24 protein-coding genes are annotated in these 24,894 nt (G+C 73.0%); 10 read left to right on the forward strand and 14 right to left on the reverse strand.

Going from position 1 to position 24,894, the window contains the following annotated elements:
- Positions 1 to 162 precede the first annotated feature (162 nt).
- Positions 163 to 903 carry an SCO2400 family protein gene (locus tag ACWGIS_RS09985; protein ID WP_453361890.1) on the forward strand — a complete coding sequence of 247 codons (741 nt, stop codon included), beginning with the start codon at positions 163 to 165 and terminating at the stop codon, positions 901 to 903.
- A gap of 274 nt (positions 904 to 1,177) precedes the next feature.
- On the opposite strand, the gene ACWGIS_RS09990 is transcribed toward ACWGIS_RS09985, so the two are convergent.
- Positions 1,178 to 1,609, reverse strand: coding sequence for a MarR family winged helix-turn-helix transcriptional regulator (locus tag ACWGIS_RS09990; RefSeq protein WP_453361891.1), 432 nt, complete (start codon positions 1,607 to 1,609; stop codon positions 1,178 to 1,180).
- Positions 1,610 to 1,723: 114 nt separating this feature from the next.
- Here ACWGIS_RS09990 and ACWGIS_RS09995 point away from each other — a divergent pair, with 114 nt between their 5' ends.
- The 3 genes from ACWGIS_RS09995 to ACWGIS_RS10005 all read left to right on the forward strand — a co-directional run bounded on the left by ACWGIS_RS09995 (position 1,724) and on the right by ACWGIS_RS10005 (position 4,360).
- Positions 1,724 to 2,746 (forward strand): NADP-dependent oxidoreductase, encoded by a 1,023-nt coding sequence (locus ACWGIS_RS09995; protein WP_453361892.1) that lies wholly within the window; start codon positions 1,724 to 1,726, stop codon positions 2,744 to 2,746.
- A gap of 141 nt (positions 2,747 to 2,887) precedes the next feature.
- Entirely contained in the window at positions 2,888 to 3,307 is a 420-nt protein-coding gene (locus ACWGIS_RS10000; protein ID WP_453361893.1) for an organic hydroperoxide resistance protein, read from the forward strand.
- A 207-nt stretch (positions 3,308 to 3,514) separates the two neighbouring features.
- Positions 3,515 to 4,360, forward strand: a complete 846-nt coding sequence (locus ACWGIS_RS10005; RefSeq protein ID WP_453361894.1) for an EI24 domain-containing protein — start codon at positions 3,515 to 3,517, stop codon at positions 4,358 to 4,360.
- Between the two features lie 71 nt (positions 4,361 to 4,431).
- Here the strand turns inward: ACWGIS_RS10005 and ACWGIS_RS10010 are convergent, their stop codons facing one another.
- Positions 4,432 to 5,667, reverse strand: a complete 1,236-nt coding sequence (locus ACWGIS_RS10010; RefSeq protein WP_453361895.1) for a pyroglutamyl peptidase — start codon at positions 5,665 to 5,667, stop codon at positions 4,432 to 4,434.
- Positions 5,668 to 5,858: 191 nt separating this feature from the next.
- Between ACWGIS_RS10010 and ACWGIS_RS10015 the strand changes: the two genes are divergently transcribed.
- The gene (locus tag ACWGIS_RS10015; RefSeq protein WP_453361896.1) at positions 5,859 to 8,312 is read left to right on the forward strand and encodes a beta-glucosidase; all 2,454 of its coding nucleotides are present in this window, start codon (positions 5,859 to 5,861) and stop codon (positions 8,310 to 8,312) included.
- 111 nt (positions 8,313 to 8,423) lie between these two features.
- Here the strand turns inward: ACWGIS_RS10015 and ACWGIS_RS10020 are convergent, their stop codons facing one another.
- Both ACWGIS_RS10020 and ACWGIS_RS10025 read right to left on the reverse strand, forming a co-directional pair.
- Positions 8,424 to 9,407, reverse strand: coding sequence for an aldose epimerase family protein (locus ACWGIS_RS10020; protein ID WP_453361897.1), 984 nt, complete (start codon positions 9,405 to 9,407; stop codon positions 8,424 to 8,426).
- Between the two features lie 54 nt (positions 9,408 to 9,461).
- The gene (locus ACWGIS_RS10025) at positions 9,462 to 10,364 is read right to left on the reverse strand and encodes an SGNH/GDSL hydrolase family protein (RefSeq protein WP_453361898.1); all 903 of its coding nucleotides are present in this window, start codon (positions 10,362 to 10,364) and stop codon (positions 9,462 to 9,464) included.
- A gap of 258 nt (positions 10,365 to 10,622) precedes the next feature.
- On the opposite strand from ACWGIS_RS10025, the gene ACWGIS_RS10030 reads away from it, so the two are divergent.
- Positions 10,623 to 11,117 carry a DUF3145 domain-containing protein gene (locus ACWGIS_RS10030; protein WP_355779488.1) on the forward strand — a complete coding sequence of 165 codons (495 nt, stop codon included), beginning with the start codon at positions 10,623 to 10,625 and terminating at the stop codon, positions 11,115 to 11,117.
- 99 nt (positions 11,118 to 11,216) lie between these two features.
- On the opposite strand, the gene fabF is transcribed toward ACWGIS_RS10030, so the two are convergent.
- The 5 genes from fabF to fasR form a co-directional block, all read right to left on the reverse strand.
- Positions 11,217 to 12,488 carry a beta-ketoacyl-ACP synthase II gene (fabF, locus tag ACWGIS_RS10035; protein WP_453361899.1) on the reverse strand — a complete coding sequence of 424 codons (1,272 nt, stop codon included), beginning with the start codon at positions 12,486 to 12,488 and terminating at the stop codon, positions 11,217 to 11,219.
- Between the two features lie 82 nt (positions 12,489 to 12,570).
- Complete coding sequence (locus ACWGIS_RS10040; RefSeq protein WP_121403240.1) at positions 12,571 to 12,819, reverse strand: acyl carrier protein; 249 nt, start codon at positions 12,817 to 12,819, stop codon at positions 12,571 to 12,573.
- Between the two features lie 72 nt (positions 12,820 to 12,891).
- Positions 12,892 to 13,923: a beta-ketoacyl-ACP synthase 3 gene (locus ACWGIS_RS10045; protein ID WP_453361900.1), complete on the reverse strand. Its 1,032-nt coding sequence runs from the start codon at positions 13,921 to 13,923 to the stop codon at positions 12,892 to 12,894.
- Positions 13,924 to 13,937: 14 nt separating this feature from the next.
- Positions 13,938 to 14,855 carry an ACP S-malonyltransferase gene (locus ACWGIS_RS10050; protein WP_453361901.1) on the reverse strand — a complete coding sequence of 306 codons (918 nt, stop codon included), beginning with the start codon at positions 14,853 to 14,855 and terminating at the stop codon, positions 13,938 to 13,940.
- Positions 14,856 to 14,944: 89 nt separating this feature from the next.
- Positions 14,945 to 16,150 (reverse strand): fatty acid biosynthesis transcriptional regulator FasR, encoded by a 1,206-nt coding sequence (fasR, locus tag ACWGIS_RS10055; RefSeq protein ID WP_453361902.1) that lies wholly within the window; start codon positions 16,148 to 16,150, stop codon positions 14,945 to 14,947.
- Positions 16,151 to 16,233: 83 nt separating this feature from the next.
- Here fasR and ACWGIS_RS10060 point away from each other — a divergent pair, with 83 nt between their 5' ends.
- On the forward strand, positions 16,234 to 16,890 hold the full coding sequence (locus ACWGIS_RS10060; protein ID WP_453361918.1) for a pirin family protein: 657 nt from the start codon (positions 16,234 to 16,236) through the stop codon (positions 16,888 to 16,890).
- A 285-nt stretch (positions 16,891 to 17,175) separates the two neighbouring features.
- On the opposite strand, the gene ACWGIS_RS10065 is transcribed toward ACWGIS_RS10060, so the two are convergent.
- Positions 17,176 to 18,003 carry a serine hydrolase domain-containing protein gene (locus ACWGIS_RS10065; protein ID WP_453361903.1) on the reverse strand — a complete coding sequence of 276 codons (828 nt, stop codon included), beginning with the start codon at positions 18,001 to 18,003 and terminating at the stop codon, positions 17,176 to 17,178.
- 10 nt (positions 18,004 to 18,013) lie between these two features.
- Positions 18,014 to 18,493, reverse strand: coding sequence for a GNAT family N-acetyltransferase (locus tag ACWGIS_RS10070; RefSeq protein WP_453361904.1), 480 nt, complete (start codon positions 18,491 to 18,493; stop codon positions 18,014 to 18,016).
- A gap of 95 nt (positions 18,494 to 18,588) precedes the next feature.
- Here ACWGIS_RS10070 and ACWGIS_RS10075 point away from each other — a divergent pair, with 95 nt between their 5' ends.
- Positions 18,589 to 19,071 carry a MerR family transcriptional regulator gene (locus ACWGIS_RS10075; RefSeq protein WP_453361905.1) on the forward strand — a complete coding sequence of 161 codons (483 nt, stop codon included), beginning with the start codon at positions 18,589 to 18,591 and terminating at the stop codon, positions 19,069 to 19,071.
- The gene (locus ACWGIS_RS10080; protein ID WP_453361906.1) at positions 19,068 to 20,084 is read left to right on the forward strand and encodes an aldo/keto reductase; all 1,017 of its coding nucleotides are present in this window, start codon (positions 19,068 to 19,070) and stop codon (positions 20,082 to 20,084) included. The genes ACWGIS_RS10075 and ACWGIS_RS10080 overlap by 4 nt, the downstream gene beginning before the upstream one ends.
- Positions 20,085 to 20,109: 25 nt before the next feature.
- Here ACWGIS_RS10080 and ACWGIS_RS10085 read toward each other — a convergent pair whose 3' ends face one another.
- From ACWGIS_RS10085 to ACWGIS_RS10095, 3 genes are all read right to left on the reverse strand, one after another.
- Positions 20,110 to 20,967 carry a DUF4429 domain-containing protein gene (locus ACWGIS_RS10085; RefSeq protein ID WP_453361907.1) on the reverse strand — a complete coding sequence of 286 codons (858 nt, stop codon included), beginning with the start codon at positions 20,965 to 20,967 and terminating at the stop codon, positions 20,110 to 20,112.
- A gap of 66 nt (positions 20,968 to 21,033) precedes the next feature.
- On the reverse strand, positions 21,034 to 22,251 hold the full coding sequence (locus ACWGIS_RS10090; protein ID WP_453361908.1) for an alpha/beta hydrolase: 1,218 nt from the start codon (positions 22,249 to 22,251) through the stop codon (positions 21,034 to 21,036).
- Positions 22,252 to 22,423: 172 nt separating this feature from the next.
- On the reverse strand, positions 22,424 to 23,104 hold the full coding sequence (locus ACWGIS_RS10095) for a TetR family transcriptional regulator (RefSeq protein WP_453361909.1): 681 nt from the start codon (positions 23,102 to 23,104) through the stop codon (positions 22,424 to 22,426).
- Positions 23,105 to 23,217: 113 nt separating this feature from the next.
- Here ACWGIS_RS10095 and ACWGIS_RS10100 point away from each other — a divergent pair, with 113 nt between their 5' ends.
- Positions 23,218 to 24,840 (forward strand): MFS transporter, encoded by a 1,623-nt coding sequence (locus tag ACWGIS_RS10100; protein ID WP_453361910.1) that lies wholly within the window; start codon positions 23,218 to 23,220, stop codon positions 24,838 to 24,840.
- The last annotated feature ends 54 nt before the right edge of the window (positions 24,841 to 24,894 follow it).

Raw genomic sequence — 24,894 nt, forward strand, 5'->3', positions numbered from 1 at the left:
CGAACACAACCACCCGCGACGGATTCCGGTGGTATGCCGCGCTCGTCGCGCACGCGAACCGGAGGGAGGGCTGGTCGACGGGCCGGAACGCATCGTTCCCCACACAACTTTCACAGCTGTGACTAGGAACGTTACCTGTGAGGAACCTAGTCTTCCGGCGTCATGGACTACTGCCAGCCGTGCCGAAGGCACCTCAACGGCGCCCTCGCCTGCCCGGGGTGCGGCACCCCCGCCGAAGCGTGCCGCACGCACGCCGACGCACCGGACGAGCCCGTCGCGCACGCCGGGACGGACGACGCCGCCGAGCCCTACGAGGACGGCGCCGAGCGTCCCGGCCGGGCCGCGGCACGCGGCCGCGGCCGTGGCGGTGACCGGACCCGCGGCCGGGACGGCGGACGGGCCGGCCGGCGCGACCGCAGGGCCGCCGCTCACCGGCGCCGGCGGCGCGGGGCCCTGCTGGTCGGCGCCGGGCTGCTGCTCGCGGCCGGCGCCCTGAGCCTCGCCGAACTCGGCATCGAGGTGCCGGGGTCCGCGCCGAGCGCGGCGACGGCCGACGAACGGGCCGACGGCGGCGCGAGATCGGCGGCCGGCGAGACGTCCGCGCCGGGCGGCTCCGCGGCGGGCGGCGGCGGCGCGAAGCCCTCGGGCTCGCCGAGCGACTCCGCGTCCCCGTCGGCGTCCGAGTCGGCGGAGGACGAGAAGAAGGACGGGGACGAGGAGAAGGACGCGCAGCAGGCCTCGGCGTCCACGGGCCCGCTCACCGGTGCCTCGCCCTCGGCCCCGGCCGCGACGTCGGCCCCCGGCGCCCCCGAGACCCCGTCCGCGGAGCCCACCTCGGCCCCGCCCACCCCGGCCCCGTCCCCCACGAAGACGTGCAGCCGCTTCCTGTGGTGGTGCACCTGACACGGCCGCACCAGGCCGTGCGCGTACGGACGTTGCGTCCCGTCACCCCGGCCCGCGCCCCCCGCCCCCGACCACGGCCCGGCGGGACGCGCCCCGAGGGACGGCGCCCCTGAAGCGGCCTCCGCGCCCCGCCGCCGCACCCCCCGGGCGTCCCGGTGGCGAGGATCCCCACCGGGCGCCCCGGCCCCGGTACCGGCGCGAGAGAGGCACCCGGCGCCCGCGCCGGGCACCCCGGCACCGCGAACGTCAGGCGTCAGGCGTCAGGCGTCAGGCGTCAGGCGTCGAGCATGCGCCGGAGCAGCTCCCGCAGGGACAGCCGCTCCTCGTGGGAGAGCCCGGCGAGCGGCTCGCGGGCGAAGTCGAGGGAGTCCCGCAGGCTGCGGGCGATCCGGCGGCCCTCCTCCGTGGGTGCCGCCAGCTTGACGCGCCGGTCCGCGGGGTCCGGGCGCCGCTCGACCAGCCCGCGCGCCTCCAGCCGGTCCACGATCCCCGTCACGTTCGACGGCTCGCACCGCAGCTTCTGGGCCAGCCGCCGCATCGGCAGCGGCTCCAGTGTGAGCAGGCTGAGCAGCCGCGCCTGGGCGCCGGTGAGCGCGTGCTCGGCGGCCGCCTCCTCGTACTCCTCGTGGTAGCGGGCCACCACACCGCCGATGAGGTCGACGACCTCGACCGTCAGGGCGTCGGGGCGGGTCTTCTGCGGGGACATGCGCTCCAGGCTACCCGGTTACTTGACATCCTGAAATATTCAGGAGCATGGTTGTTTCAGGTAATGAAACAAACTGCGCGAGAGCCGCTCCGCAGGCGCTCAGGAAAGGCACCCATGACCGACACGCCCCAGCTCCCCGCCGTCAGCCGCGAATGGCACCTGCTCAGCCGCCCGGTCGGCTGGCCGGAGACCGGGGACTTCGACCTGGTCGAGGCCGAGGTCCCGCAGCCCCGGGACGGGCAGGTCCTCGTACGCAACAAGTACCTCTCGGTGGACCCGTACATGCGGGGCCGCATGAGTGCCGCCAAGTCGTACGTCGCGCCCTTCGAGCTGGGCAAGGTCATGCAGGGCGGCGCGGTCGGCGAGGTCGTCGCCTCCAAGGCCGAGGGGATCGCCGTCGGCGACCACGTGCTGCACTTCCTCGGCTGGCGCGAGTACGCCGCCGTGAGCGCCGAGCAGGCCGTCAAGGTCGACCCGGACGCCGCCCCGCTGAGCACGTACCTCGGCGTCCTCGGCATGACCGGCCTGACCGCGTACGCGGGCCTGCTGCGCACCGCGTCCTTCAAGGAGGGCGACTCCGTCTTCGTCTCCGGCGCCGCGGGTGCCGTCGGCAGCCAGGTCGGCCAGATCGCGAAGCTGAAGGGCGCCTCGCGGGTCATCGGCTCGGCCGGTTCGGACGAGAAGGTCAAGCTGCTCGTCGACGAGTACGGCTTCGACGCCGCCTTCAACTACAAGAAGGGCCCGGTGGCCCAGCAGCTGCGCGAGGCCGCCCCGGACGGCGTCGACGTGTACTTCGACAACGTCGGCGGTGACCACCTGGAGGCCGCCATCGGCCGGCTCAACCAGGGCGGCCGGATCGCGGTCTGCGGCATGATCTCGGTCTACAACGACACCGAGCCGGCCCCCGGCCCGCGCAACCTCGCCCGTCTCATCCAGACCCGCGGCCGCATCGAGGGCTTCCTCGTCGGCGACCACTACGACCTTCAGCCGCAGTTCGTCGAGGAGGTCGGCGGCTGGGTCCGCGCCGGCGAGCTCAAGTACCGCGAGACGGTCGTCGAGGGCATCGAGAACAACCTGGAGGCCTTCCTCGGCGTCCTGCGCGGCGACAACACCGGGAAGATGATCGTCAAGCTCTGAGTCAGGGAGCGGGCGGGTCAGGGAGCGGGCGGGCTCCGGGCCCCCGGAGCCTGTCGCTGGACTTCCGGCATACGGTAACTTCTTTCCGAAGTCGTCGCGATCGTGGGCGCGAGTCGCGGCGGACCAAGGAGGAAGCACCGTATGTCCATCCAGCAGTCCGAGGTCCTCTACACCGCCGTCGCCACCGCCGAGGGCGGGCGCGACGGCCGGGTCGCCACCGACGACGGCAGGCTCGACGTCGTCGTCAATCCGCCGAAGGAGATGGGCGGCAGCGGCGCCGGCACCAACCCGGAGCAGCTCTTCGCCGCCGGGTACAGCGCCTGCTTCCAGGGCGCGCTCGGTGTCGTCGCCCGGCAGGAGAAGGCCGACCTCACCGGCTCGACCGTCACCGCGAAGGTCGGCATAGGCAAGAACGAGGACGGCTTCGGCCTGATCGTCGAGATCTCCGCCGCCATCCCGAACGTGGACGCGGACACGGCCAGGTCCCTCCTGGAGCGGGCCCACCAGGTGTGCCCGTACTCCAAGGCCACCCGGGGCGACATCACCGTGACGCTCGTCTGACCGCGCGCGTCGCGCACGACGAAGGGCCGCACCCCGCACCGGGGTGCGGCCCTTCGTCCGTTCTCCGAGCGGCAGGGTGAGGCCCGCTCCTCCGACTCCCGTGCCACGGCGGGGTGTTGAGGCCGCGAGTGCCGCCGCGCCGGGCCCGTCCGGACCCCGGGAAACCTGCCGCCGGGCGCGCCGGGAACGCCCGGTAGGGTCTGGTCCATGCGTGATTTCGGGGCGGGCTTCCACTACTTGGTGCAAGGTCAGCGATGGGTGGCCAGGCACGGGAAACAGTACGGATTCGGACTGCTCCCGGGCCTGATCACCCTGGTGCTGTACGCGGCGGCCCTCACCGCCCTGGCCCTGTGGGGCGAGGACGTCACCACCTGGGCGACCCCGTTCGCGGACGACTGGGGCAGCCCCTGGCAGGGCCTCTTCCGCGGCTTCCTCACCGCCGTCCTCTTCGTCCTCGCCCTGGCCCTCTCCGTGCTGACGTTCACGGCGGTCACCCTGCTCGTCGGCCAGCCCTTCTACGAGTCCCTCTCCGAGAAGGTCGACCGGGACGTCTCCCCGGACGGCACCGCCCCCGAGTCGGGCCTGCCGCTCTGGCGCGAGCTGTGGATCTCCGCCCGGGACAGCCTGCGCATCCTGGTCCGGGCCCTCGTGTGGGGCGTCCTGCTCTTCGCCCTCGGCTTCGTCCCGGTCGTCGGCCAGACCGCCGTGCCGGTGGCCGGGTTCTTCGTCACCGGCTTCTTCCTCACCGAGGAGCTGACCGGCGTGGCCCTCCAGCGCAGGCGCGTCGAACTGCGCGCCCGCCTCGCCCTGCTGCGCTCCCGCAAGACGCTCGTCTGGGGCTTCGGGACCCCGCTCGCCGTCGCCTTCGTGGTCCCGTTCGTCGCGGTCTTCCTGATGCCGGGCGCGGTCGCGGGCGCCACCCTGATGGCGCGCGACCTGCTCGGCGAGCGGACCGGGGAACCCGACGAGGAGAGCGCCGGGGGCCACCCGGACGCGGGCCACCCCCACGCGGGCGCCCCGTACGGGGGCGACCAGGGGGCCGCCCCCGCATGACCGAGGCCCTCGCGGTCGCGGCCGTCACCGACCTCGCGAGGACCGTCCGCTGACCGACGGCCGCCCGCCGGTCACCCCGCTTCGAGGGCCGTCCGCAGGATCGACCGGACCTGCGCGATGATGTCCAGCCGGTTCCGCACGAACCCGGGGTCGGTGACCGCTCCGGTCGCGGGGTCCGTGTTCCCGGCGCCGAACTCCAGCACCGGCGTGTGGACATGGCCGCCCGGCAGCGAGGAGCCCAGGCCGAGCCGGTCCCGCAGCAGCGTCGCCCGGTACGCGATCTCGTTGGACAGGTAGTTGCCGCCGCCCCCGGCACGGGCCGTCGAACCGGGCGTCGGGCCCCCGGGCCGCACGACCGGTTCCGTGCCGCCCGCCGGTATCTCCGTCACCGAGGTGTTGTCGTACACCGGGAAGCGCCCGGTGTCCGCGGCCGTGATCGCCCCGTACGGCAGCGTCGTCGACGTCCACTGCGGCTGGGATGCCGGGTCGGCCACGGGGACGGTCTCCGTGCGGGAGACGTTCTCGTTGTCCGGGAAGCCGCCCCGCCAGGCCCCGTTGGTCCGCTCCACGTCGAAGCGGCCGACCCGGCCCTGGCTGACCGTCGTGAACAGGTCCACCCGGCCCAGGTGCGGGCGCAGGGTCCGTTCCACCGTCCCGTCGGCGAAGTCCCGCCAGCGCACCGGGAAGACCGCCGTCTCGACGCGGGCGGGGCCGTCCGCGGTCTGGATCGTCGTCCCGTCGAGAGCGAGCGCCCCGGCTCCCGAGGGGTTGGAGATCCGGACGTCGCGGTCCAGCGTGAACGGGTCGAACCCGGTGAGCAGGACGCGCTTCACACCCTTGCCGTGCGGATAGCGGACGGCGTTCTGCCCGCGCGAGTTCTCCTCCAACGTGTCGAGCAGGGAACGCCGTTGCGCGTCCGTGAGGCCGAACTCCGGTTCCCACGAGCGGACTTCGCGGGTCATGCCGAGTCGCGCCCAGTACAGCGGCCGGTCGTCGTCCCGGCTCAGGTCGCCGCCCGCGGGGCCGCGGCCCTGGGCCCGGTCCACGGCCCGCCGCCACAGCCGCGCGCCCTCCCGTTCGACGACGCGCTCGGCCTGCGCGTACGAGTGCGCCGCGTCGAGCGCCCGGCCGAACCGCGGTGCCACGGTGTCGAATCCGGACCGCCGCAGGATCTCCTGGGGTGCCGCCCTGTCGAGCCGCTGCTCCTCGACGGTGGGGGCCTCGGCCGCCGTCGCGGTGGGGGTGGTCGCGAGCCCCGCCAGCAGGGCCAGTCCGAGGACACCGATGCGAGCACGTGCGTGAGTCAAGGGAGTGGAACCTTCCGTCGCCGTGGGGTGCTTGGAACGGCCGCAGTATCGCGTGACGCACGGGGCGCACGCCATGGTGCGTGCCGCTCCCCGCACCGCTCGCGCGGCACCGCCGCCAGGTCCGCCCGCACGGCGGTGCGGCGCCCGGTGCAGGATGGAGGCGCCCGAGGACTTCGACGAGGAGGCACGCCGTGGCGGAAGCAGCAGCGCAGCAGCGGACGGTGGAGGCGGCGGACCTGGCCCGTGAGACGGCCGTCGAGGCGGCCCTCGGCAGGCTCGGCCCGGACGCGAAGGCGAGGCTGCTGGCCGGGCAGGACATGTGGTCCCTGCCCGCGCTCCCCGAGATCGGGCTGCGGTCCCTGGTCATGTCCGACGGCCCGGTCGGCGTCCGAGGGGTGCGCTGGACCGCCGACGACCCCTCCGTCGCCCTGCCGTCCCCGACCGCGCTCGCCGCGACCTGGGACCCCGGCCTCGCCCGCCGCGCCGGTGTCCTCCTCGCCCAGGAGGCCCGCCGCAAGCACGTCCACGTGCTGCTCGCGCCCACCGTCAACCTGCACCGCTCCCCGCTCGGCGGACGCCACTTCGAGGCGTACAGCGAGGACCCGTTCCTGACCGGCCGGATCGGCGCGGCGTACGTGACCGGCGTGCAGTCGGGCGGCGTCGCCACCACCGTGAAGCACTTCGTCGCCAACGACGCCGAGACCGACCGCTTCACCGTGAACAACGTGGTCTCGGAGCGCGCCCTGCGCGAGCTGTACCTGGCCCCCTTCGAGGCCATCGTGGCGGACGCCCGCCCCTGGGGCGTCATGACCGCCTACAACGCGGTCAACGGCCCCACGATGACCGAGCACCGCCACCTCGTGAACGAGGTGCTGCGCGGCGAATGGGGCTTCGACGGCTGCAACGTCTCCGACTGGACGGCCGCCCGCTCCACCGTCGGCGCCATGGAGGGCGGCCTCGACGTCGCCATGCCGGGCCCGCGGACCGTGTACGGCGAGGCACTGGCCCGCGCCGTGCGCGACGGCGACCTCGCCCGGTCCACGGTGGACGGCGCCGTACGCAACGTCCTGCGTCTCGCCGCCCGCGTCGGCCTCCTGGAGGGCGCCGAGCCGGTCGTGAGCGAGCCGCCCGCCCCCGTCGACGGCGAGGCGCTGGCCCGTGAGATCGCCCGCCGCTCCTTCGTCCTGGTACGCAACGAGGGCGCCCTCCCGCTGCCCGAGGGACACCGGGTCGCCCTGCTCGGCGCCGCCGCCCGCGACGCCCGCGTGCTCGGCGGGGGATCCGCCACCGTCTTCCCGGCACACGTCGTCTCCCCGCTCGACGGCCTCACCGCCGCCCTCCCCGAGGGCACCCTGACGTACGCCGTCGGAGCCGACCCGAACGAGGAACTCGCCCCCGCCGACAAGGGGTTCGCGCTCCGCGCGGTCTGCCGCGACGCCCGGGGCACGGTCATCGGCACCGGCAACGCACCCACCGGGCACCTCCAGTGGATGGGCGACGACCTGCCCGAGGGCGTCACGCACGACGCCCTGCACAGCGTCGAGCTGGCCGGCACCTTCACCCCGCGAGAGAGCGGCCCGCACATCTTCGGCACCAAGGGTCTCGGCGCCTTCACCCTCACCGTCGACGGACAGGTGCGGTACGACGACGTGGTGCGCACCGACAGGGACGATCCGTTCCTCTCCTTCTTCGGCGCCCCCGTCGAGCGCGCCCGGGTGGAGCTGACGGCGGGGCGCACGTACGAGGTGTCCCTGCGCCACACGGTCACCTTTCCCGAGGACGCCCCCATGAAGGTCGTCACCTTCACGCTCGTCCACCAGGAGCCGAGGCGCGACCCCGAGGAGCTGATCGCCGAGGCCGTCGAGGCCGCCCGCGCCGCCGACACCGCCGTCGTCGTGGTCGCCACCACCGAGCGGGTGGAGTCCGAGGGCTTCGACCGCCAGGACCTGCGGCTGCCCGGCCGCCAGGACGACCTGGTCCGCGCCGTCGCCGCCGCCAACCCGAACACCGTCGTGGTCGTGAACTCCGGCTCCCCGGTGGAACTGCCGTGGCGCCAGGAGGTCGCCGCCGTGCTCCTCGCCTGGTTCCCCGGCCAGGAGGGCGGCGCCGCCCTCGCCGACGTCCTCACCGGCGCCCACGAGCCGGGCGGCCGGCTGCCCACCACCTGGGGCTCCCTCCAGGACGCCCCGGTCACCCGGGTCACCCCGGCCGACGGCGAACTGCACTACACCGAGGACGTGTTCATCGGCTACCGCGCCTGGGAGAAGGAGGGCAGGACCCCCTCGTACCCCTTCGGGCACGGACTCGGCTACACCGACTGGACCTACGAGTCGGTCGAGGTCGCCGGCAGCACCGCCACCGTCCGCCTGCGCAACTCCGGTGCGCGTACGGGACGCGAGGTCGTCCAGGTGTACCTCGCCCCCGTGGACCCGGACCCCGCCCGGCCGGCCCGCCGGCTGGCCGGCTTCACGACCGTACGGGCGGCCCCCGGCGAGAGCGCCGAGGCCGTCGTCGAACTCCCGCGCCGCGCCTTCGAGATCTGGGACACGGCCGCCGGCGCGTGGCGTCTTGTGAAGGGTTCGTACGAGGTTCAGGCAGGCCGTTCCCTTGCCGACCGCCGGGTGCGCACGATCATCGAGGCGTGACTGCGGGACGCCCCGGGAAGCAGCCCCGGTCCGGAACCTGACGGCCGGACCGGGGCTCGTCCGCCCCAGGGCCCGTCGTGCCGACCGGGCCGCCGCGGCCGACGAGAGGCCCTAGTCCCGTACGGAGAACCCGAACACCGTCTCCGACCGGTACACCTCGCCCGGCAGCAGCCCCGTGCCGGGGAACTCGGGCCGGTTGGGGGAATCGGGGAAATGCTGCGTCTCCAGCGCGATGCCGTCGCCCGGCGCGAAGGGCACCGACGGGTCGAGGTGGTCCGCCGTGTACAGCTGGAGGCCGGGCTCGGTGGTCGCCACCGACAACAGCCGCCCGGACGCCGGGTCGTACAGCTCGGCCACCTCCACCGGGCTGTCGCTCAGGCCCTTGTCGAGCACGAAGTTGTGGTCGTAGCCGAAGCCGACCTTGCGCGCCGTCCGGAAGTCGAAGCGCGTCCCCTCGACGGCCGCCAACTCACCGGTCGGGATCAGATCGTCGTCCACCGGCGTCAACCGCGAGGCGTCCAGCCGCAGTTCGTGGCCACCCGCGTTCCCCGAACCGGTCAGGTTCCAGTACGTGTGGTTCGTCAGGTTCACCACCGTCGGCGCGTCCGTGACCGCCTCGTAGGAGATCCGCAGCGCGCCGTCCCCGTCCAGCGTGTAGGTCGCCGAGACCTCCAGGCGGCCGGGGAAGCCCTCCTCGCCGTCCCGGCTCACCCGCGACAGGCGCACTCCGTGCTCGACCGGCTCCGCGTCCCACACCCGCTTGTCGAAGCCCCGCTCCCCACCGTGCAGGGAGTTGGGCCCGTTGTTCCGCGCCAGCCGGAAGGTCCGGCCGTCGAGCGGGAAGCGCCCGCCCGCGATCCGGTTCGCGTACCGCCCCACCAGCGCCCCGAAGTAGGGCTCGGGGTGGGCCAGGTAGTCGTCGAGCCGCGGGAACCCGAGGACCACGTCCACGGTCCGCCCGTCCCGGTCCGGCACCTCGGCCGACTGCACGATCCCGCCGTACGTCAGTACCCGCACCCGCACTCCCGAGCGCTCCAGCGTCCAGCGGTGGACACGGGCGCCGTCGGAGAGGGTGCCGAAGAGTTCGCTAGGCATGATCGAGACCCTACGCTCCGGACCCGCCCGCCACGCGCACGCGTACCCCCCGGATCAGGCGGCCGGCTTCCTCGCCGTCACCGTCCGGTACGCGATCTCCGCGATCCGCGCCTGGCCGTCACGGCTCGGATGGAACCAGTCCCAGTGGCTCAACTGGGCCGTGCCGAAGCGGTAGTCGAAGACCGCGCCGCCGTCGAAGCGGCACCGCCGGTCCTTCGCGCAGACCTCCTCCAGGACGGAGTTGTACGCCTCCACGCGGCTTCGGACCGCGGCACGGCGCTGGTTCGCCGCCGCGTCCAGGGCGTCCGCGTCCCCCAGCATCGAGGGGCAGATGCCCAGCTTCCACACCTGCTTGCCCAGCGCGTTCCCGCGCCCCTGCGACCACAGCCGCTTCAGGTCCGGCACGCTCGACACATACACCTGGGTCCTGGGCGCGGCCGTGCGCAGGGTCCGCATCGCGTCCTCGAACCGGTCCCGGAAGTCCGCCACCGAGGTCATCGCCGAGACGCTCGCGCGGCAGGCGTCGTTGGCGCCGACCATGACGGTCACCAACTCCGGCTTCCTGGCCGCCGCCCGGGTCATCTGGCCCGGCAGGTCCGCCATCCGCGCCCCGGTCACCGCGTAGTTCCAGCTGCGCTCGGCGGCCCCGGTCCGGCCGAGCAGCCGCACCGCGAGACTGCGCACGCCCGCGTCGCCGCCCGTCGCCCACGACACCTCCGGGCAGTCGGACAGCACCGAACACGCGTCGAAGCCGCGGGTGATGGAGTCGCCCACCGCGACCAGGGACTCCGGGCTGCGGTCCCAGGCGGGCGTCGGCCGCGGGGACGGGCGGGCCTTCGCGGCGGCGCCCCCGGGGGCCGTCGCGTCGCCACCGGAGGCGTCGCACCCCGCGATGCCCAGGACGGTCGCCGCCGCGACGGCGAGGACGGTCCGTGAACGGTGGCTCCGCTTCCGCATCCCAGTTCCCCTCGTTCGTCGTGCACACTCGGCCGGCGCCGCGTCAAGTCCGGCGGCCGCGGGCCGCCCGGGGCGGCCTCGGACCCCGACAGGAAGTCCGGCACGCGTCCCGCCGGGTGAAACCTCGGTGTTTCTGCGCCCTGGGACCGACGGTACGTCACACTCCTTGCGCCGCCGCACGGTAGCCTCGCCCCGTGGCCGCCCTGCCACTGCCGTTCCGCTAAGTTACAAGATGTCCCGCTCTGCCCGGAGGTCCCGGTGACGACACGTGGAGTTCTCTACGTGCACTCCGCGCCGCGCGCGCTGTGCCCGCACGTCGAGTGGGCAGTCGCGGGCGTGCTCGGTACGCGCGTCAGCCTCGACTGGATCCGGCAGCCGGCGGCGCCCGGCACCTGGAGATCCGAGTTCTCCTTCAAGGGCGAGGCGGGTACGGCCTCCCAGCTCGCCTCGGCGCTGCGCGGCTGGCAGATGCTGCGTTTCGAGGTCACCGCCGAGCCCTGCCCGACAGCTGAGGGCGAGCGCTACAGCTGCACCCCCGACCTGGGCATCTTCCACGCCGTCACCGGTATCCACGGCGACATCCTGATCCCCGAGGACCGGCTGCGCGCCGCGCTGGTCCGCTCCCAGCGCGGCGAGAGCGAGCTGGAGGGCGAACTCGCCAAACTCCTCGGCAAGCCCTGGGACGACGAGCTGGAGCCCTTCCGCCACGCCGGCGAGGGCGCCCCCGTCCGCTGGCTCCACCAGGTGGTCTGACCCGCCTCACCGGCATGCGAAGGGGCCCCCGCCCGAAGGCGGGGGCCCCTCCCCGTGCCGCTCGGCGTACGACCGGAAGCCGACGCCGTACGTCCGGCCCTAGACGGTGCGGAACGCCAGGACGACGTTGTGGCCGCCGAAGCCGAACGAGTCGTTCAGCGCGGCGATACGGCCCTCGACGGGCAGCTTGCGCGCCTCGCCGCGGACGATGTCGGCGTTGGCCTCCGCCTCCGGGTCGAGGTTCTCCACGTTGATGGTCGGCGGGGCGATCCGGTGGTACAGGGCGAGGACCGACGCGACGGACTCGACACCGCCGGCGCCGCCGAGCAGGTGCCCGGTCATCGACTTGGTCGCGGAGACCGCGATGTGGTCGGTGTCGTCGCCGAACACCTTGCGCAGCGCCTTCAGCTCGGCCACGTCACCGGCCGGCGTCGAGGTGGCGTGCGCGTTCACGTGCACGACCTCCGCCTTGTCCAGGTCGGTGTTCTCGAGCAGGTTCCGCAGGGCGTGCGAGATGCCGCGGCCCTCCGGCTCCGGCTGCACGATGTCGTGGGCGTCCGCCGAGATGCCCTGGCCGACGGCCTCCGCGTAGACCCGCGCACCGCGCTTGGCGGCGTGCTCGGCCGACTCCAGGACGAGGACGCCGGCGCCCTCGCCGAGGACGAAGCCGTCACGGCCGACGTCGTACGGACGCGAGGCGCCCTGCGGGTCGTCGTTGTTCTTGGACATCGCCATCATGTTGCCGAAGGCGGCGATGGGCAGCGGGTGGATGGCCGCCTCCGTGCCGCCGGCGACGACGACGTCGGCGCGGCCGGTGCGGATCATCTCGATCGCGTAGCCGATGGCCTCGGCGCCCGAGGCGCAGGCGGAGACCGGGGTGTGCACGCCCGCCCGGGCGCCCACGGCGAGGCCCACGTTGGCGGAGGGGCTGTTCGGCATCAGCATGGGGACGGTGTGCGGGGAGACGCGGCGTACGCCCTTCTCCTTGAGCACGTCGTACTGGTCGAGCAGGGTCGTCACGCCGCCGATGCCGGAGGCGATGACCGCGCCGAGACGCTCGGGCTCGACGGCGGTGTCCTCACCGGCCTTGGCGGTGAAGCCGGCGTCGGCCCACGCCTCCTTGGCCGCGATCAGCGCGAACTGCGCCGAGCGGTCCAGGCGGCGGGCCTGCGGGCGGGGGATGACCTCACCCGGTTCCACGGCGATCTGCGCCGCGATGCGGACCGCCTGGTCGGCGGCCCAGTCCTGCTCCAGGGGGCCGACGCCGGAACGTCCGGCGACCAGGCCCTCCCAGGTAGAGGCTGCGTCGCCACCCAGCGGTGTGGTTGCGCCGATACCGGTGACGACCACGGTGCGATTGGTCGGGCTCACGGGAATTCTTTCTCCAACGGATACGAGGATTCAGCGGCGCCACCGCCGGGTGGCGGGGCAGTCAGCCCAGGAGATCGGGTGATCAGGCCTGGTGCTTGAGGATGTAGTCGGTCGCGTCGCCGACGGTCTTGAGGTTCTTGACGTCGTCGTCCGGGATCTTGACGTCGAAGCGCTCTTCGGCGGCGACGACGACCTCGACCATGGACAGCGAGTCGACGTCCAGGTCGTCGGTGAAGGACTTGTCCAGCTGGACGTCCTCAACAGGGATCCCGGCGATCTCGTTCACGATCTCGGCGAGACCGTCGACGATCTCTTTCTGAGTGGCGGCCATGTCAGGCGCTCCTTCGGTGTGTGTTCAGAGGATGTGGCGGTACTCCGGCCGGTGATGATCCGGACGGTGTGACTAGGGGAGGGTAACGACCGTGGCGGCGTAGACCAGACCCGCCCCGAAGCCGATGACGAGCGCGGTGTCGCCGCTCTTCGCCTCGCCGGTCGCCAGAAGCCGCTCCATCGCGAGCGGGATCGAGGCGGCCGACGTGTTGCCGGTGGTGCGTACGTCGCGGGCGACCGTGACGTGCGCCGGCAGTTTGAGAGTCTTCACCATCGAGTCGATGATCCGCTCGTTGGCCTGGTGCGGGATGAACACGTCCAGGTCGTCCGGGGCGATCCCGGCCGCGTCCAGGGCCTGCTGGGCGACCTTCGCCATCTCGAACACGGCCCAGCGGAACACCGCCTGGCCCTCCTGCGTGATGGCGGGGAACTTGATCTCGCCCTTGGAGTCGAGCGGGAGGTTGGAGACGTCTCCGACATGGAAGCGGTCCCATGGCACGGTCTGCTTGATCGTGCCGGCCTTGTCGCCCTCGGAGCCCCAGACGGTCGGGCCGATGTGCGGCTCCTCGGACGGGCCCACGACGACCGCGCCGGCGCCGTCGCCGAACAGGAAGGCCGTCGCGCGGTCCTCCAGGTCGGTGAGGTCGGACAGCCGCTCCACGCCGATGACGAGGACGTACTCGGCGGAACCCTCGACGATCATGCCCTTGGCGAGGGTGAGGCCGTAGCCGAAGCCCGCGCAGCCGGCCGAGATGTCGAAGGCCGCGGCCTTCGCGGTGCCCAGCCGGTCGGCGATCTCGGTGGCGATGGCCGGGGTCTGGCTGAAGTGCGAGACGGTGGAGACCACCACGGCGCCGATCTGCTCGGCCGAGATCCCGGCGTCCGCGATGGCCTTGCCGGAAGCCTCGACCGACATCGCGGCGACCGTCTCCTCCGGGGAGGCCCAGTGCCGGGTCTCGATCCCGGAGCGCGAGCGGATCCACTCGTCGGACGAGTCGATCGTCTCCAGGATCACCTCGTTGGGCACGACCCGGACCGGGCGGTAGCCGCCCACGCCCAGGATGCGCGCGTACGGAGCGCCCTTCCTTGCCTTGATCTTCGACATGCTCTCCGGGCTCCTTATGCGGCGCTGTACTCGACGACGAGCTCGCGAGCCGCGTCGAGGTCGTCGGGTGTCTTCAGCGCCAGCGTCCTGACGCCGGGCAGCGCGCGCTTGGCGAGCCCCGTGAGGGTGCCGCCGGGGCACATCTCGACCAGCGCGGTCACCCCGAGCTCCTTGAACGTCTCCATGCACAGGTCCCAGCGGACCGGGTTGGCGACCTGGCCGACGAGCCGGGAGACGATCTCGGCACCGGTGGAGATGGTCCGGCCGTCCTTGTTCGACACGTACGCGACCTTCGGGTCCGCCGGGGTCAGGTCCGCGGCGGCCTCGGCGAGCACGTCGACGGCGGACGCCATGTGGTGCGTGTGGAACGCGCCGGCCACCTTCAGGGCGATCACCTTGCGGACGCCCTCGGGCTTGTCCGCCTCCAGGGCGGCCAGCTGCTCCAGCGTACCGGCGGCCACGATCTGGCCCGCGCCGTTCATGTTCGCCGGCGTCAGACCGAGCTTCTCCAGGTGCGGCACCGTCGTCTCCGGGGCACCGCCGAGCAGGGCGGACATGCCCGTCGCGGTGACGGCGGCGGCCTCGGCCATCGCCAGGCCCCGCTTGCGGACGAGGCGCAGCGCCTCGGTCTCGCCGAGCACGCCCGCGACCGCGGCGGCGGTGATCTCACCGACGCTGTGGCCGGCGACGGCCCCCGGGGCCACGTCGCCGAGCGCCGACGCGGACAGCAGTCCAGCGGCGACGAGGAGGGGCTGGGCCACGGCCGTGTCGCGGATCGCGTCCGCGTCGGCCCGGGTGCCGTAGTGGGCGAGGTCGAGACCGATGGCGTCCGACCACGCGGCGACGCGGTCGGCGGCACCGGGCAGTTCGAGCCAAGGAGTCAGGAAGCCGGGCGTCTGGGCGCCCTGGCCGGGAGCGACGAGTACGAGCACTCTCACACTCTCTCTTGTGGACGGCCACGGCCGCCCGTGGGGACAGGGACGAAGAACAGGAGGGGGAATTGTGGACCCCCGACAAAAGCCTAGGCCTGAGGATCTCCATCGGCCAGACGCCCCAGGATCAGGGCGATGCGCAGCGTGAACGCGGAGCGTACATCGGAGGGCGACCAGCCGGTGACGTCAGTCACACGTCGGAGCCGGTAGCGCACGGTGTTGGGATGCACGAAGAGCATCCGGGCCGCGCCTTCCAGGCTGCTCGCCTGTTCCAGATACACGCTCAGCGTCTCCAGGAGGGCCGATCCGGCCTCCTCCAGCGGTCTGTAGATCTCCTCCACCAGCTGCTCGCGCGCCGAGGGGTCCCCGGCGATCGCGCGCTCCGGGAGGAGATCGTCCGCCAGCACCGGCCGCGGGGCGTCCTGCCAGGCGAAACACGCCTTGAGGCCCGCTGCGGCGGCCTGCGCGGACCGGGTCGCGGCCAGCAGATCGGGCACGATCGGACCGGCGACCACCGAGCCCGCCGCGAACGGGCCGATCAGCGACTTGGCGACGGCGAGCGGGTTGTCGCTGCCGCCGGCGATGACGACGAGCCGGTCGCCGAGCACGCCGGTGAGCACCTGGAGTTTGGCGTGCCGGGCCGCGCGCCGGATGGCCTCCACCGTCAGCTCGCTGTCGCCGTCGGGCGCCGTGCCGAGGACGACGCAGACGTGCTCGGGCGAGTTCCAGCCGAGCGCCGCGGCGCGGGACACGGCGCCCTCGTCGGCCTCCCCGGACAGCACGGCGTTCACCACGAGGGACTCCAGCCGCGCGTCCCAGGCGCCCCGGGCCTCCGCGGCCTGGGCGTACACCTGGGCGGTGGCGAAGGCGATCTCGCGGGCGTACACGAGGAGCGCCTCGCGCAGCACGGACTCGTCCCCGGGCGCCGCGACCTCGTCGATCGCGCTCTCCATCACCTCGATCGTGGTGCGCACCATCTCTACGGTCTGGCGCAGGGTGATCGCCCGGGTCAGCTCGCGGGGAGCGGTGCCGAAGACGTCGGTGGAGATGGCCTGGGGGGCGTCCGGACGCCGGAACCACTCGGTGAAGGCGGCGATTCCCGCCTGGGCGACCAGCCCGATCCACGACCGGTTCTCCGGCGGCATCGCCCGGTACCACGGCAGCGTCTCGTCCATGCGCGCGATGGCCTGCGCGGCGAGACTCCCGGACGACTTCTCCAGCCGCCTGAGGGTCGCGGTGTGCGTGTGCGGTGGGCGCGGTGCGGGTTCGGTGTTGCTGGTTTGGGGTTCGGGCACGGGACAAGACTGCCTCATCCGGACGCGTGTGCGCCGCGCCGGGTCCCGGCAGGCCGCCCGCACGGGACTACCGTGGGCGTGTGATGGACGTACGGCGCGCCGACGAGCGCTACCGCGGAGGGGACCCGGCGGCCGGGATCGAGTCCCTGCACGCCTTCTCCTTCGGCCCCCACTACGACCCCGACAACCTCCGCTTCGGCCCGCTGATCGCCTGCAACGAGGAGCGGCTCGCTCCCGGCGCCGGCTTCGACGAGCACCCGCACAGCCACACCGAGATCGTCACGTGGGTGATCGAGGGGGAGCTGACGCACCGCGACTCCGCCGGCCACGAGTCGCGGGTGCGGGCCGGCGACGTCCAGCGGCTGAGCGCCGGCGGCGGCGTCCGGCACGTGGAGCGCAACGACGGGCTGACGCCGCTGACCTTCGTGCAGATGTGGCTCGCCCCGCTGGAGCCGGGCGGCGACCCCGTCCACGAAGTCGTCCACGGCATCGCGGACTCCACGCCGTACGCCGTCCCGGAGGCCGGGGCCATGCTCCACGTCCGCCGCCTGACCGCCAGCGAACGCACGGCGATCCCCGACGCGCCCTTCGTCTACGTCCACGTCGTGCGCGGCGAGATCAGGCTCGACGGCCTGGAACTGGAGACCGGCGACGCGGCCCGCATCACGGACGCGAAGGACCTGGAAGCCATAGCGGGCTCCCCGGCGGAACTGATCATCTGGGAAATGACGACAGCCTGACCCCGGGAAACGCGCCTCCAGGCCGCAGGCGGAGCCCCGAGTCGGTACGGGAGGGAAAATCCGCCCCTCTCCGGGCCAGAGGGGAGGAGAATTCAGCCCCTCCGGCGTTTGAGGAGCGGGGTCCGGGGCGGAGCCCCGCGTCGGGAAGGGAAGGGGCGGAGGGGGCGAAGAAGCGCCTGGCCGAGCGGAACCCGGGCCAGAGCGGAACCGGGACCCCGGCGAGGCGTCAAAGAAACGCCCCGCGGAACCCGGGCCAGAGCGGAACCCGGGGCCGAGCCGGACGGCTCACGCGCCCCCGGACAACTCCGCCAGCACCGCGTCCGTGAAGGACGGCCACACCTCACTCGCCCACGCCCCGAACGCCCGGTCGGTGAGCGCCACACAGGCGACCCCCGCAACCGGGTCGACCCACAGGAACGTACCGGACTGCCCGAAGTGCCCGAAGGTCCGCGGCGAGGACGAACTCCCCGTCCAGTGCGGCGACTTGGAGTCACGGATCTCGAAACCGAGCCCCCAGTCGTTGGGGTTCTGGTGCCCGTACCCGGGCAGCACGCCCTTCGTACCGGGGAACTGGACCGTCATGGCCTCGGCGACGGTCCGCGGATCGAGCAGCCGAGGCGCCTGCACCTCCGCCGCGAACCGCACGAGGTCGTCCACCGTGGACACCCCGTCCTTGGCGGGCGACCCGTCGAGCGTGGTCGACGCCATGCCGAGCGGCTCCAGCACCGCCTGCCGCAGATAGTCCCCGAACGGGATCTCCGTGGCCTTGGCGATGTGGTCCCCGAGCACCTCGAACCCGGCGTTGGAGTACAGCCGCCGCTCCCCGGGCGCCGAGGTCACCCGGTGCTCGTCGAAGGCGAGCCCGGAGGTGTGCGCGAGGAGGTGACGGACCGTCGAGCCCGCCGGCCCTGCCGGTTCGTCGAGCTCGACCGCCCCCTCCTCGTACGCGACGAGGGCGGCGTACGCGGCGAGCGGTTTGGTGACCGAGGCGAGCGCGAAGCGCTGCCCGCCGGGGCCGTGCGCCCCGAGCACCGTGCCGTCCGCGCGGACGACGGCCGCCGCGGCGGTGGGGACGGGCCAGTTCTCGATCGACGCCAGGCTCTGCAAGGACATGCCCCCGAGCCTAAGCGCCGCGCAGCCGGAGCCGCATCGAGGGGTCGGGCTTGCGCACGAAACCGAGCGAGGCGTAGAGCGGCTCCGCCGCCGCCGAGGCGTTCAGGTCGACCTGCGGGACGCCCCGCTCGCGGAACCAGTCGAGCAGGGACTCCATGCACGCGCGGGCGTATCCGCGCCGCCGGCACCGCGGATCGGTGGCGACGCTGAACACGTGGCCCACCGCGCCGTGCGGATTGCCCTCCCGCCCGATGCGGTACTCCACCGTCCCGGCGACCATCGCCGCGAGCGTCCCCGGCCGCCCCGGACGGCCCACGACGAAGGCGGCGAAGTCCCCGTCGGGCTCGGCGAGCCTGCGCCGTACGGTGGGCAGGGACTCGGCGTGCCAGGCGGTGGAGGTGTCCGCCCCGGCCATCGAGTCGATCATCACCTGGCGCAGGCGGAGCAGCTCCGCGGCGTCCTCGGGCAGGGCACGGCGTACGAGACTCATGCCCCGCACGGTATGCACCGCGACAGCTCCCCGTCGCAGGAATTTCGCCGGATTCCGCTTGCTTGGAGTGCACTCCAAGGTTTTAGCGTGGGGGCATGACGGTGATGGAGACCACGGCCGCCGACGCCGAGACCGGCACCAGCACGGACGTCTGCGCCACGGCGCCCGAGCGCCACCCGCGCCCGGACGGCCGGGACAACTACACGATCAGCGAGGTCGTCGCCTTCACCGGCCTGACCGCGCACACCCTGCGCTGGTACGAGCGGATCGGGCTGATGTCGCACATCGACCGCTCGCACACCGGCCAGCGCCGCTACAGCAACCGCGACCTGGACTGGCTCAGCCTCGTCGGCAAGCTGCGGCTGACCGGCATGCCGGTCGCCGACATGGTGCGGTACGCGGAACTGGTGCGCGAGGGCGACCACACCTACGGCGAGCGGTGCGCCCTGCTCGAAGCGACCCGCCGGGACGTCCGGGCGCGGATCACCGAGCTGCAGGACACCCTGGCCGTGCTCGACCACAAGATCAGTTTCTACGCGGACGCCGGGCGCGCCCCGGTGTCGGAGAGGCCCCGATGACGGACAGCAGGATCGCGCAGGCACAGCTCGGCACGGGAGGCCCGGAGGTCGGCGTGCAGGGCCTGGGCTGCATGGGCATGAGCTTCGCGTACGGCCCCACGGACGCCGGCGAGGCGCGGGCCGCCCTGGAACGCGCGCTGGAACTCGGCGTCACGCTCTACGACACCGCGGACGCCTACGGGGCGGGGGAGAACGAGGAATTCCTCTCCCCGTTCTTCAAGGCCCACCGGGACGAGGTGGTCGTCGCGACGAAGTTCGCCCTGTCCATTCCGCCGGACCAGCCGACGAAGCGTGTCATCCGCAACGACACGCCGTACATCCGCCAGGCGGTGGAGGCGAGCCTCAAGCGCCTGGACGTCGAAGCGATCGACCTCTACTACATGCACCGCCGCGACCCGGACGTCCCGATCGAGGAGAGCGTCGGGACCATGGCCGAGCTGGTCCGCGAGGGCAAGGTGAAGCACCTCGGGCTGAGCGAGGTCACGGGCCGCGAGCTGCGCGCCGCGCAGGCCGTCCACCCGATCGCGGCCGTGCAGTCGGAGTGGTCCCTGTTCAGCCGGGACATCGAGGCCGGCGTGGTCCCCGCGGCCAAGGAGCTCGGCGTGGCCCTGGTGCCGTACTCGCCGCTCGGCCGCGGCTTCCTCACCGGTGCCTTCGCGAACGCCGAGCAGGACCTGACCCCGGACGACTTCCGGCGTCACCAGCCGCGCTTCACGGGCGAGAACGCCGCCGCCAACGCCGCCCTCCTGGAGCCGGTGCGGGCGGTGGCGAAGGCGCACGACGCCTCGCCGGGACAGATCGCGCTGGCCTGGGTGCAGCAGCGGGCCGCGGTGCACGGGCTGACCGTCGTACCGATCCCCGGCACCCGCAGGCGCACCCGCGTCGAGGAGAACACCGCCGCCACCCGCATCGTCCTCACCGACGACGAGCTCGCCCTGCTGGAGCCGATCGCCGCCCAGGTCGCCGGCGACCGCTACGCGGACATGACCTTCACGTCGGCGGGCCGCGAGTAGCCCACCGGGTCCGCACGGCCGCGCCCTACAGCTCCGCCAGCAGCTGCGCCTTCTTCGTCGTGAACTCCTCGTCCGTCACCAGGCCCGCCCGGTGCAGCTCGCCCAGGTGACGGATGCGGTCGGCGATGTCGGCGGGGTCGCGGCGGGGCGCCGTCGAGGCGGGGACCGCGGCCGGCGGACCCGCGGCGCGCACGGCGGCCAGCACGGAGGCGGCGAACGGCAGCGACTCGTGCACCGGGCCGTAGCCGAGCCCGAAGACGACGGCCGCCGGGTCCTGGTCGGCCTGCGCGGGCTGCGGGACGGCCGGTTCACGGTGCAGCAGCCGCAGGTGGCCCTCGAAGACCTCGGGGGAGCGCCACTCGACCCCGCTGAGGCCGGTGACCGGGAGGACCTGGTCGCCGGCCTTCCACTTGGCGGAGGAGGCGCCGGTCCAGAACCACCGGAACGACACCTCCTTGCCGTCGAAGGACGCCTTCGCGTCGTACGCCTTGAAGTTCCGGGGTGCCTCGGGCGGCTCCACCAGGTGGCGCCCGGCGGGCGAACCGTCCTGCGTGAGCAGGGCGCGCAGCTCGTCCGCGTAGTACTCGGCGAGGGTCTCGCGCTCGGCGGGCAGCACCAGCCGGTAGGGGTCGCAGCCCTCCTTCAGCTGGCCCGCCGCGGCCTCCATCAGCGGGTCGGCGCCCGGCCTCGGCACCGCGTGCAGGACCACCGTCCCCCGCTTCCCGGGAGTGAGGGTCACGGCCGCGAGCGCCTCCAGGGGGACCCGGCGTTCGCCGAGTGCCTGGAACAGCTTCGGCGTACGGATCCCCCGCTCGAAGCGGATGAGCACGGAGTCGGACTCGAACTCCCAGGCGGCATGAAATCCGGCCAGTACGTCACCCATGCGGCTCATCGTATGCGGCACGCGCTCCCGCGTCCCCTCCCCGAACCGACCGCGATTCTTCGTTTTCTACGCGCGTTCCGCCGCCGCCGAGGCGGACAAACCCTCCGTGCAGGCGCCGTCCTTGTGGGCGCAGCTCACCGCGCCGTACGCGCCGACGCCGATCTCCGCGAAGTTGCGCAGGCTCTCGGTGCCGGGTTCGAAATAGCCGGTGTGTCCCTTGGCCCCGGCCGCGGACAGGACGCGCGCCCCGAAGCCGGAGGAGACCGGGTCGGCGCCGTGCCCGAGTCCGCCGACCTCCAGGTGCGGCACGTCCTGGATCCAGTCGTCGGCGTCCCGCATGGCCCAGACCCGCGCCGAGGTGTCGAGCCGGCCGGCGTTGTCGGCGCGCATCCCGGGGCTGCCCGCGACCGCGAGGTCGCTGACGCGCTCCGGCAGGTCGTGCGCGGCGACCCCGCAGACCACCGAGCCGTAGCTGTGGCAGTACAGCGCGACGGGCGCCCGGCCGGGCAGCGCGCGCAGCAGCCGGTTGAGCCGGACCGCGCCGTCCCTGGCGCGCATGGCCGTGGCGGCGTCCATGCCGAGTCCGCTGGGCGCCGTGTAGTCGGCCCACGCGATGACGGCCGTGCGCGTCGTGGCGTCGGCCGCCCGCTCGGCCCGGTACAGCGAACGCGCCATGCCGACGGGCGCCGTGTACTTCCGGCTGGAGCGCTGGAAGGTGAGGAGGTCCGTGTCGACGCCCGGCACCACGACCGAGACCCGCTCGGCGCGGGTGAGGTCGCCGAACACCTCGGCGACCCGGCCGGAGCCGGTGGGGTCGAAGGCCAGGATCTGCCGCTTGCCGTGCAGGAGTGCCTCGTAGCGGTGCATGCGGCGGGCCGCCTGCTGCTGGCCGGCGGACGAGAGGCGGTTGTCGCGCGTGCGGTGCGCCTCGACCCTGCGCTGCTGGTCCAGCGCGATGCGGTTGGCCCGGTAACGCAGCTTCGCCGGCGCGCCGTTCATGTTGCCGACCGCCAGCGGGTAGCGGTGGGCGAGACCGTCGCGCTGCTGGGCGTCGAGCGAGGCGAAGAAGCGGGCCAGGCGGCCCGGCGCGGAATCGGCGTCCGGCAGCCGCTGTCCGGCGAGGCGCCCGTGCTCCCACTTGGAGAGCGACGCCTGGAGCGGCGAGGCGCCCCGGTGGCTGTGCAGCGCGGTCCATCCGGTGGTCGCCAGCATCACGAACACCACGGCCAGCGCGAGCAGTGCGCGCCAGGCGTTGAGTTGGGGTGAGGGGTCGAAGGAAGTCACTGGGAGGACACACTAGGAGAACGGGAGAGTCTCGCGTTAACCGAGTGACGCGGATCACGTTTCCAGTGGGGTAATTGGGTCATAGGGGGTTCAGTTTGAGTTAAATACTCACGCTGCGTATCCATACACCGGCCTTATGTCCGGCACTTGGTGACACCGCGTTAGGTGATCGTCACCCCCGGGGCGTACGCGTTCCCGTCTTCCGCGGCTCCGGGCGCGTGCGCCAGTCGCCGGCCAGCGCGGGCCCCAGGTGATCCAGATAGGAGGCGGTCAACTCCCGGATCGCCTCGACGCTCAGGTCCTCGCCGGCGCCCCACCGCCTCGCGGTCACCCGCATCACACCGCCGAACACCGCCACCGCGACCCTCGGGCGCGGGTCCGCGTCCACGTCCAGGCCCTCCCGCCCCGCGATCACCTGGGCGAGCTCCTCCTCCACCTCGGCCGAGCGGCGCAGGTGCGCCGCGAGCAGCGCCGGCGTCGACTCGATCAACTGGAAGGTCCGCATGTGCAGTTCGAGCGGCACGACCTGCGCGATCGCCTCGCCGATGGTGTCCCAGCTCTCCAGCACCGCCCGGCGCAGCGCCTCCAGCGGGGCCTCGCCCGGCGGCCGGCCGCGCAGCGCCTCCACGAAGTGCGCCTCGGTCATGTCCTGCACGGCGAGGGCGGCCTCCTCCTTGCCCGCGAAGTAGCGGAAGAAGGTGCGCTGGGAGACGTCGACGGCCTCGGCGATCTCGTCGACCGTCGTCTGCTCGTACCCCTGGCTGGTGAACAGTTCGAGAGCGGCCCGGAGCAGCGCGTCGCGCGTGCGCTGCTTCTTGCGCTCACGCAGCCCCGGTCGCGCCGCTGTGTCCATCGGGTCCTCGTTTCGTCCATCCGTCCAGCTCAGCGTACGTCCGAGTGTCGTGACAGTTACCGACTAGTGAATCGGTTTGTCAACTGTCAGCGACTGTCACTAATCTCGAACGTATGACTAGTCAGACCACCGTCGACGCGACGGGCCCGGCCGACAAGGCCTCGGCCACCCCGTCCGGACCGAGCCCCGCGAAGGGGTTGCGTGGCCATCCCTGGCTGACGCTCATCAGCGTGGCGATCGGCGTCATGATGGTCGCCCTGGACGGCACCATCGTCGCCATCGCCAACCCGGCCATCGCCAAGGACCTCGGCGCGAGCTTCGCCGACGTCCAGTGGATCACCAACGCGTACTTCCTCGCCCTGGCGGTCACCCTGATCACCGCGGGCAAGCTCGGCGACCGGTTCGGGCATCGGCAGACCTTCCTGATCGGCGTGGTCGGTTTCGCCGCCGCGTCGGGCGTCATCGGCCTGTCCGACAGCATCGCCCTGGTGGTCACCTTCCGGGTCTTCCAGGGTCTGTTCGGCGCGCTGCTGATGCCGGCCGCGCTCGGTCTGCTGCGGGCCACCTTCCCGGCCGAGAAGCTGAACATGGCCATCGGCATCTGGGGCATGGTGATCGGCGCGTCCACCGCGGGCGGCCCGATCCTCGGCGGTCTGCTGGTCCAGCACGTCAGCTGGCAGTCGGTGTTCTTCATCAACGTGCCGGTCGGCGTCCTCGCGGTGGTCCTCGGCGCGCTGATCCTGACCGACCACCGCGCTAAGAACGCGCCGCGCTCCTTCGACCTCCTCGGCATAGCCCTGCTCTCGGCCGCCATGTTCTGCCTGGTCTGGGCACTCATCAAGGCGCCGGAGTGGGGCTGGGGCGACGGCCTCACCTGGACCTTCCTGGCCGCCTCGGTGCTCGGCTTCGCCCTCTTCGCGTTCTGGGAGACCAAGGTCCGCGAGCCGCTGGTCCCCCTCGGCCTCTTCCGCTCCGTACCGCTGTCGGCCGGCGTGGTGCTGATGGTCCTGATGGCCATCGCCTTCCTCGGCGGCCTGTTCTTCGTCACCTTCTACCTGCAGAACGTGCACGGCATGAGCCCGGTCGACGCGGGCCTGCACCTGCTGCCGCTCACCGGCATGATGATCGTCGGCTCCCCGCTGGCCGGCTTCCTCATCACCAAGACCGGGCCGCGACTGCCCCTGGCGGGCGGCATGGCGCTCACCGCGATCTCCATGTACGGCATGTCCACGCTGGACACGGGCACCGGCAGCGCCGTCATGTCGCTGTGGTTCGCCGGACTCGGCCTCGGTCTCGCGCCGGTCATGGTCGGCGCCACGGAGGTCATCGTCGGCAACGCGCCGATGGAGCTCTCCGGTGTCGCCGGCGGCCTCCAGCAGGCGGCGATGCAGATCGGCGGCAGCCTCGGTACGGCGGTGCTGGGCGCCGTGATGGCCTCCAAGGTCGACAACGACCTCGCGGGCAACTGGGCCGACGCCAAGCTGCCGCCGCTCACCGGCGGGCAGCTCGACCAGGCCTCGCAGGCGGTCCAGCAGGGCGCCGCACCGGTGCCGAAGGGCACGCCGGCCGAGCTCGCCGAGAAGATCACGGGCGTCGCCCACGACACCTTCATCTCCGGCATGAGCCTGGCGTGCCTCGTCGCCGCCGGGGTCGCCCTCGTGGCCGTCTTCGTCGCGCTGCTCACCAAGCGCGGCGTCAACGCGGACGCGGCGGGACCGGGCGCCGGGCACATCTAGAGCCTGCCGCTCGGACGCACACGACAGTCCCGGGGTGACGGGGCGGCCGACGGC

This window comes from Streptomyces sp. NPDC054842 (assembly GCF_053611025.1).

Bases quoted from the DNA above. Each gene is read 5' to 3' on its own strand.
- ACWGIS_RS09985 (WP_453361890.1), top strand. From the start codon at position 163: ATGGACTACTGCCAGCCGTGCCGAAGGCACCTCAACGGCGCCCTCGCC.
- ACWGIS_RS09990 (WP_453361891.1), bottom strand. From the start codon at position 1,609: ATGTCCCCGCAGAAGACCCGCCCCGACGCCCTGACGGTCGAGGTCGTC.
- ACWGIS_RS09995 (WP_453361892.1), top strand. From the start codon at position 1,724: ATGACCGACACGCCCCAGCTCCCCGCCGTCAGCCGCGAATGGCACCTG.
- ACWGIS_RS10000 (WP_453361893.1), top strand. From the start codon at position 2,888: ATGTCCATCCAGCAGTCCGAGGTCCTCTACACCGCCGTCGCCACCGCC.
- ACWGIS_RS10005 (WP_453361894.1), top strand. From the start codon at position 3,515: ATGCGTGATTTCGGGGCGGGCTTCCACTACTTGGTGCAAGGTCAGCGA.
- ACWGIS_RS10020 (WP_453361897.1), bottom strand. From the start codon at position 9,407: ATGCCTAGCGAACTCTTCGGCACCCTCTCCGACGGCGCCCGTGTCCAC.
- ACWGIS_RS10025 (WP_453361898.1), bottom strand. From the start codon at position 10,364: ATGCGGAAGCGGAGCCACCGTTCACGGACCGTCCTCGCCGTCGCGGCG.
- ACWGIS_RS10040 (WP_121403240.1), bottom strand. From the start codon at position 12,819: ATGGCCGCCACTCAGAAAGAGATCGTCGACGGTCTCGCCGAGATCGTG.
- ACWGIS_RS10045 (WP_453361900.1), bottom strand. From the start codon at position 13,923: ATGTCGAAGATCAAGGCAAGGAAGGGCGCTCCGTACGCGCGCATCCTG.
- ACWGIS_RS10060 (WP_453361918.1), top strand. From the start codon at position 16,234: ATGGACGTACGGCGCGCCGACGAGCGCTACCGCGGAGGGGACCCGGCG.
- ACWGIS_RS10065 (WP_453361903.1), bottom strand. From the start codon at position 18,003: ATGTCCTTGCAGAGCCTGGCGTCGATCGAGAACTGGCCCGTCCCCACC.
- ACWGIS_RS10070 (WP_453361904.1), bottom strand. From the start codon at position 18,493: ATGAGTCTCGTACGCCGTGCCCTGCCCGAGGACGCCGCGGAGCTGCTC.
- ACWGIS_RS10075 (WP_453361905.1), top strand. From the start codon at position 18,589: ATGACGGTGATGGAGACCACGGCCGCCGACGCCGAGACCGGCACCAGC.
- ACWGIS_RS10080 (WP_453361906.1), top strand. From the start codon at position 19,068: ATGACGGACAGCAGGATCGCGCAGGCACAGCTCGGCACGGGAGGCCCG.
- ACWGIS_RS10085 (WP_453361907.1), bottom strand. From the start codon at position 20,967: ATGGGTGACGTACTGGCCGGATTTCATGCCGCCTGGGAGTTCGAGTCC.
- ACWGIS_RS10095 (WP_453361909.1), bottom strand. From the start codon at position 23,104: ATGGACACAGCGGCGCGACCGGGGCTGCGTGAGCGCAAGAAGCAGCGC.
- ACWGIS_RS10100 (WP_453361910.1), top strand. From the start codon at position 23,218: ATGACTAGTCAGACCACCGTCGACGCGACGGGCCCGGCCGACAAGGCC.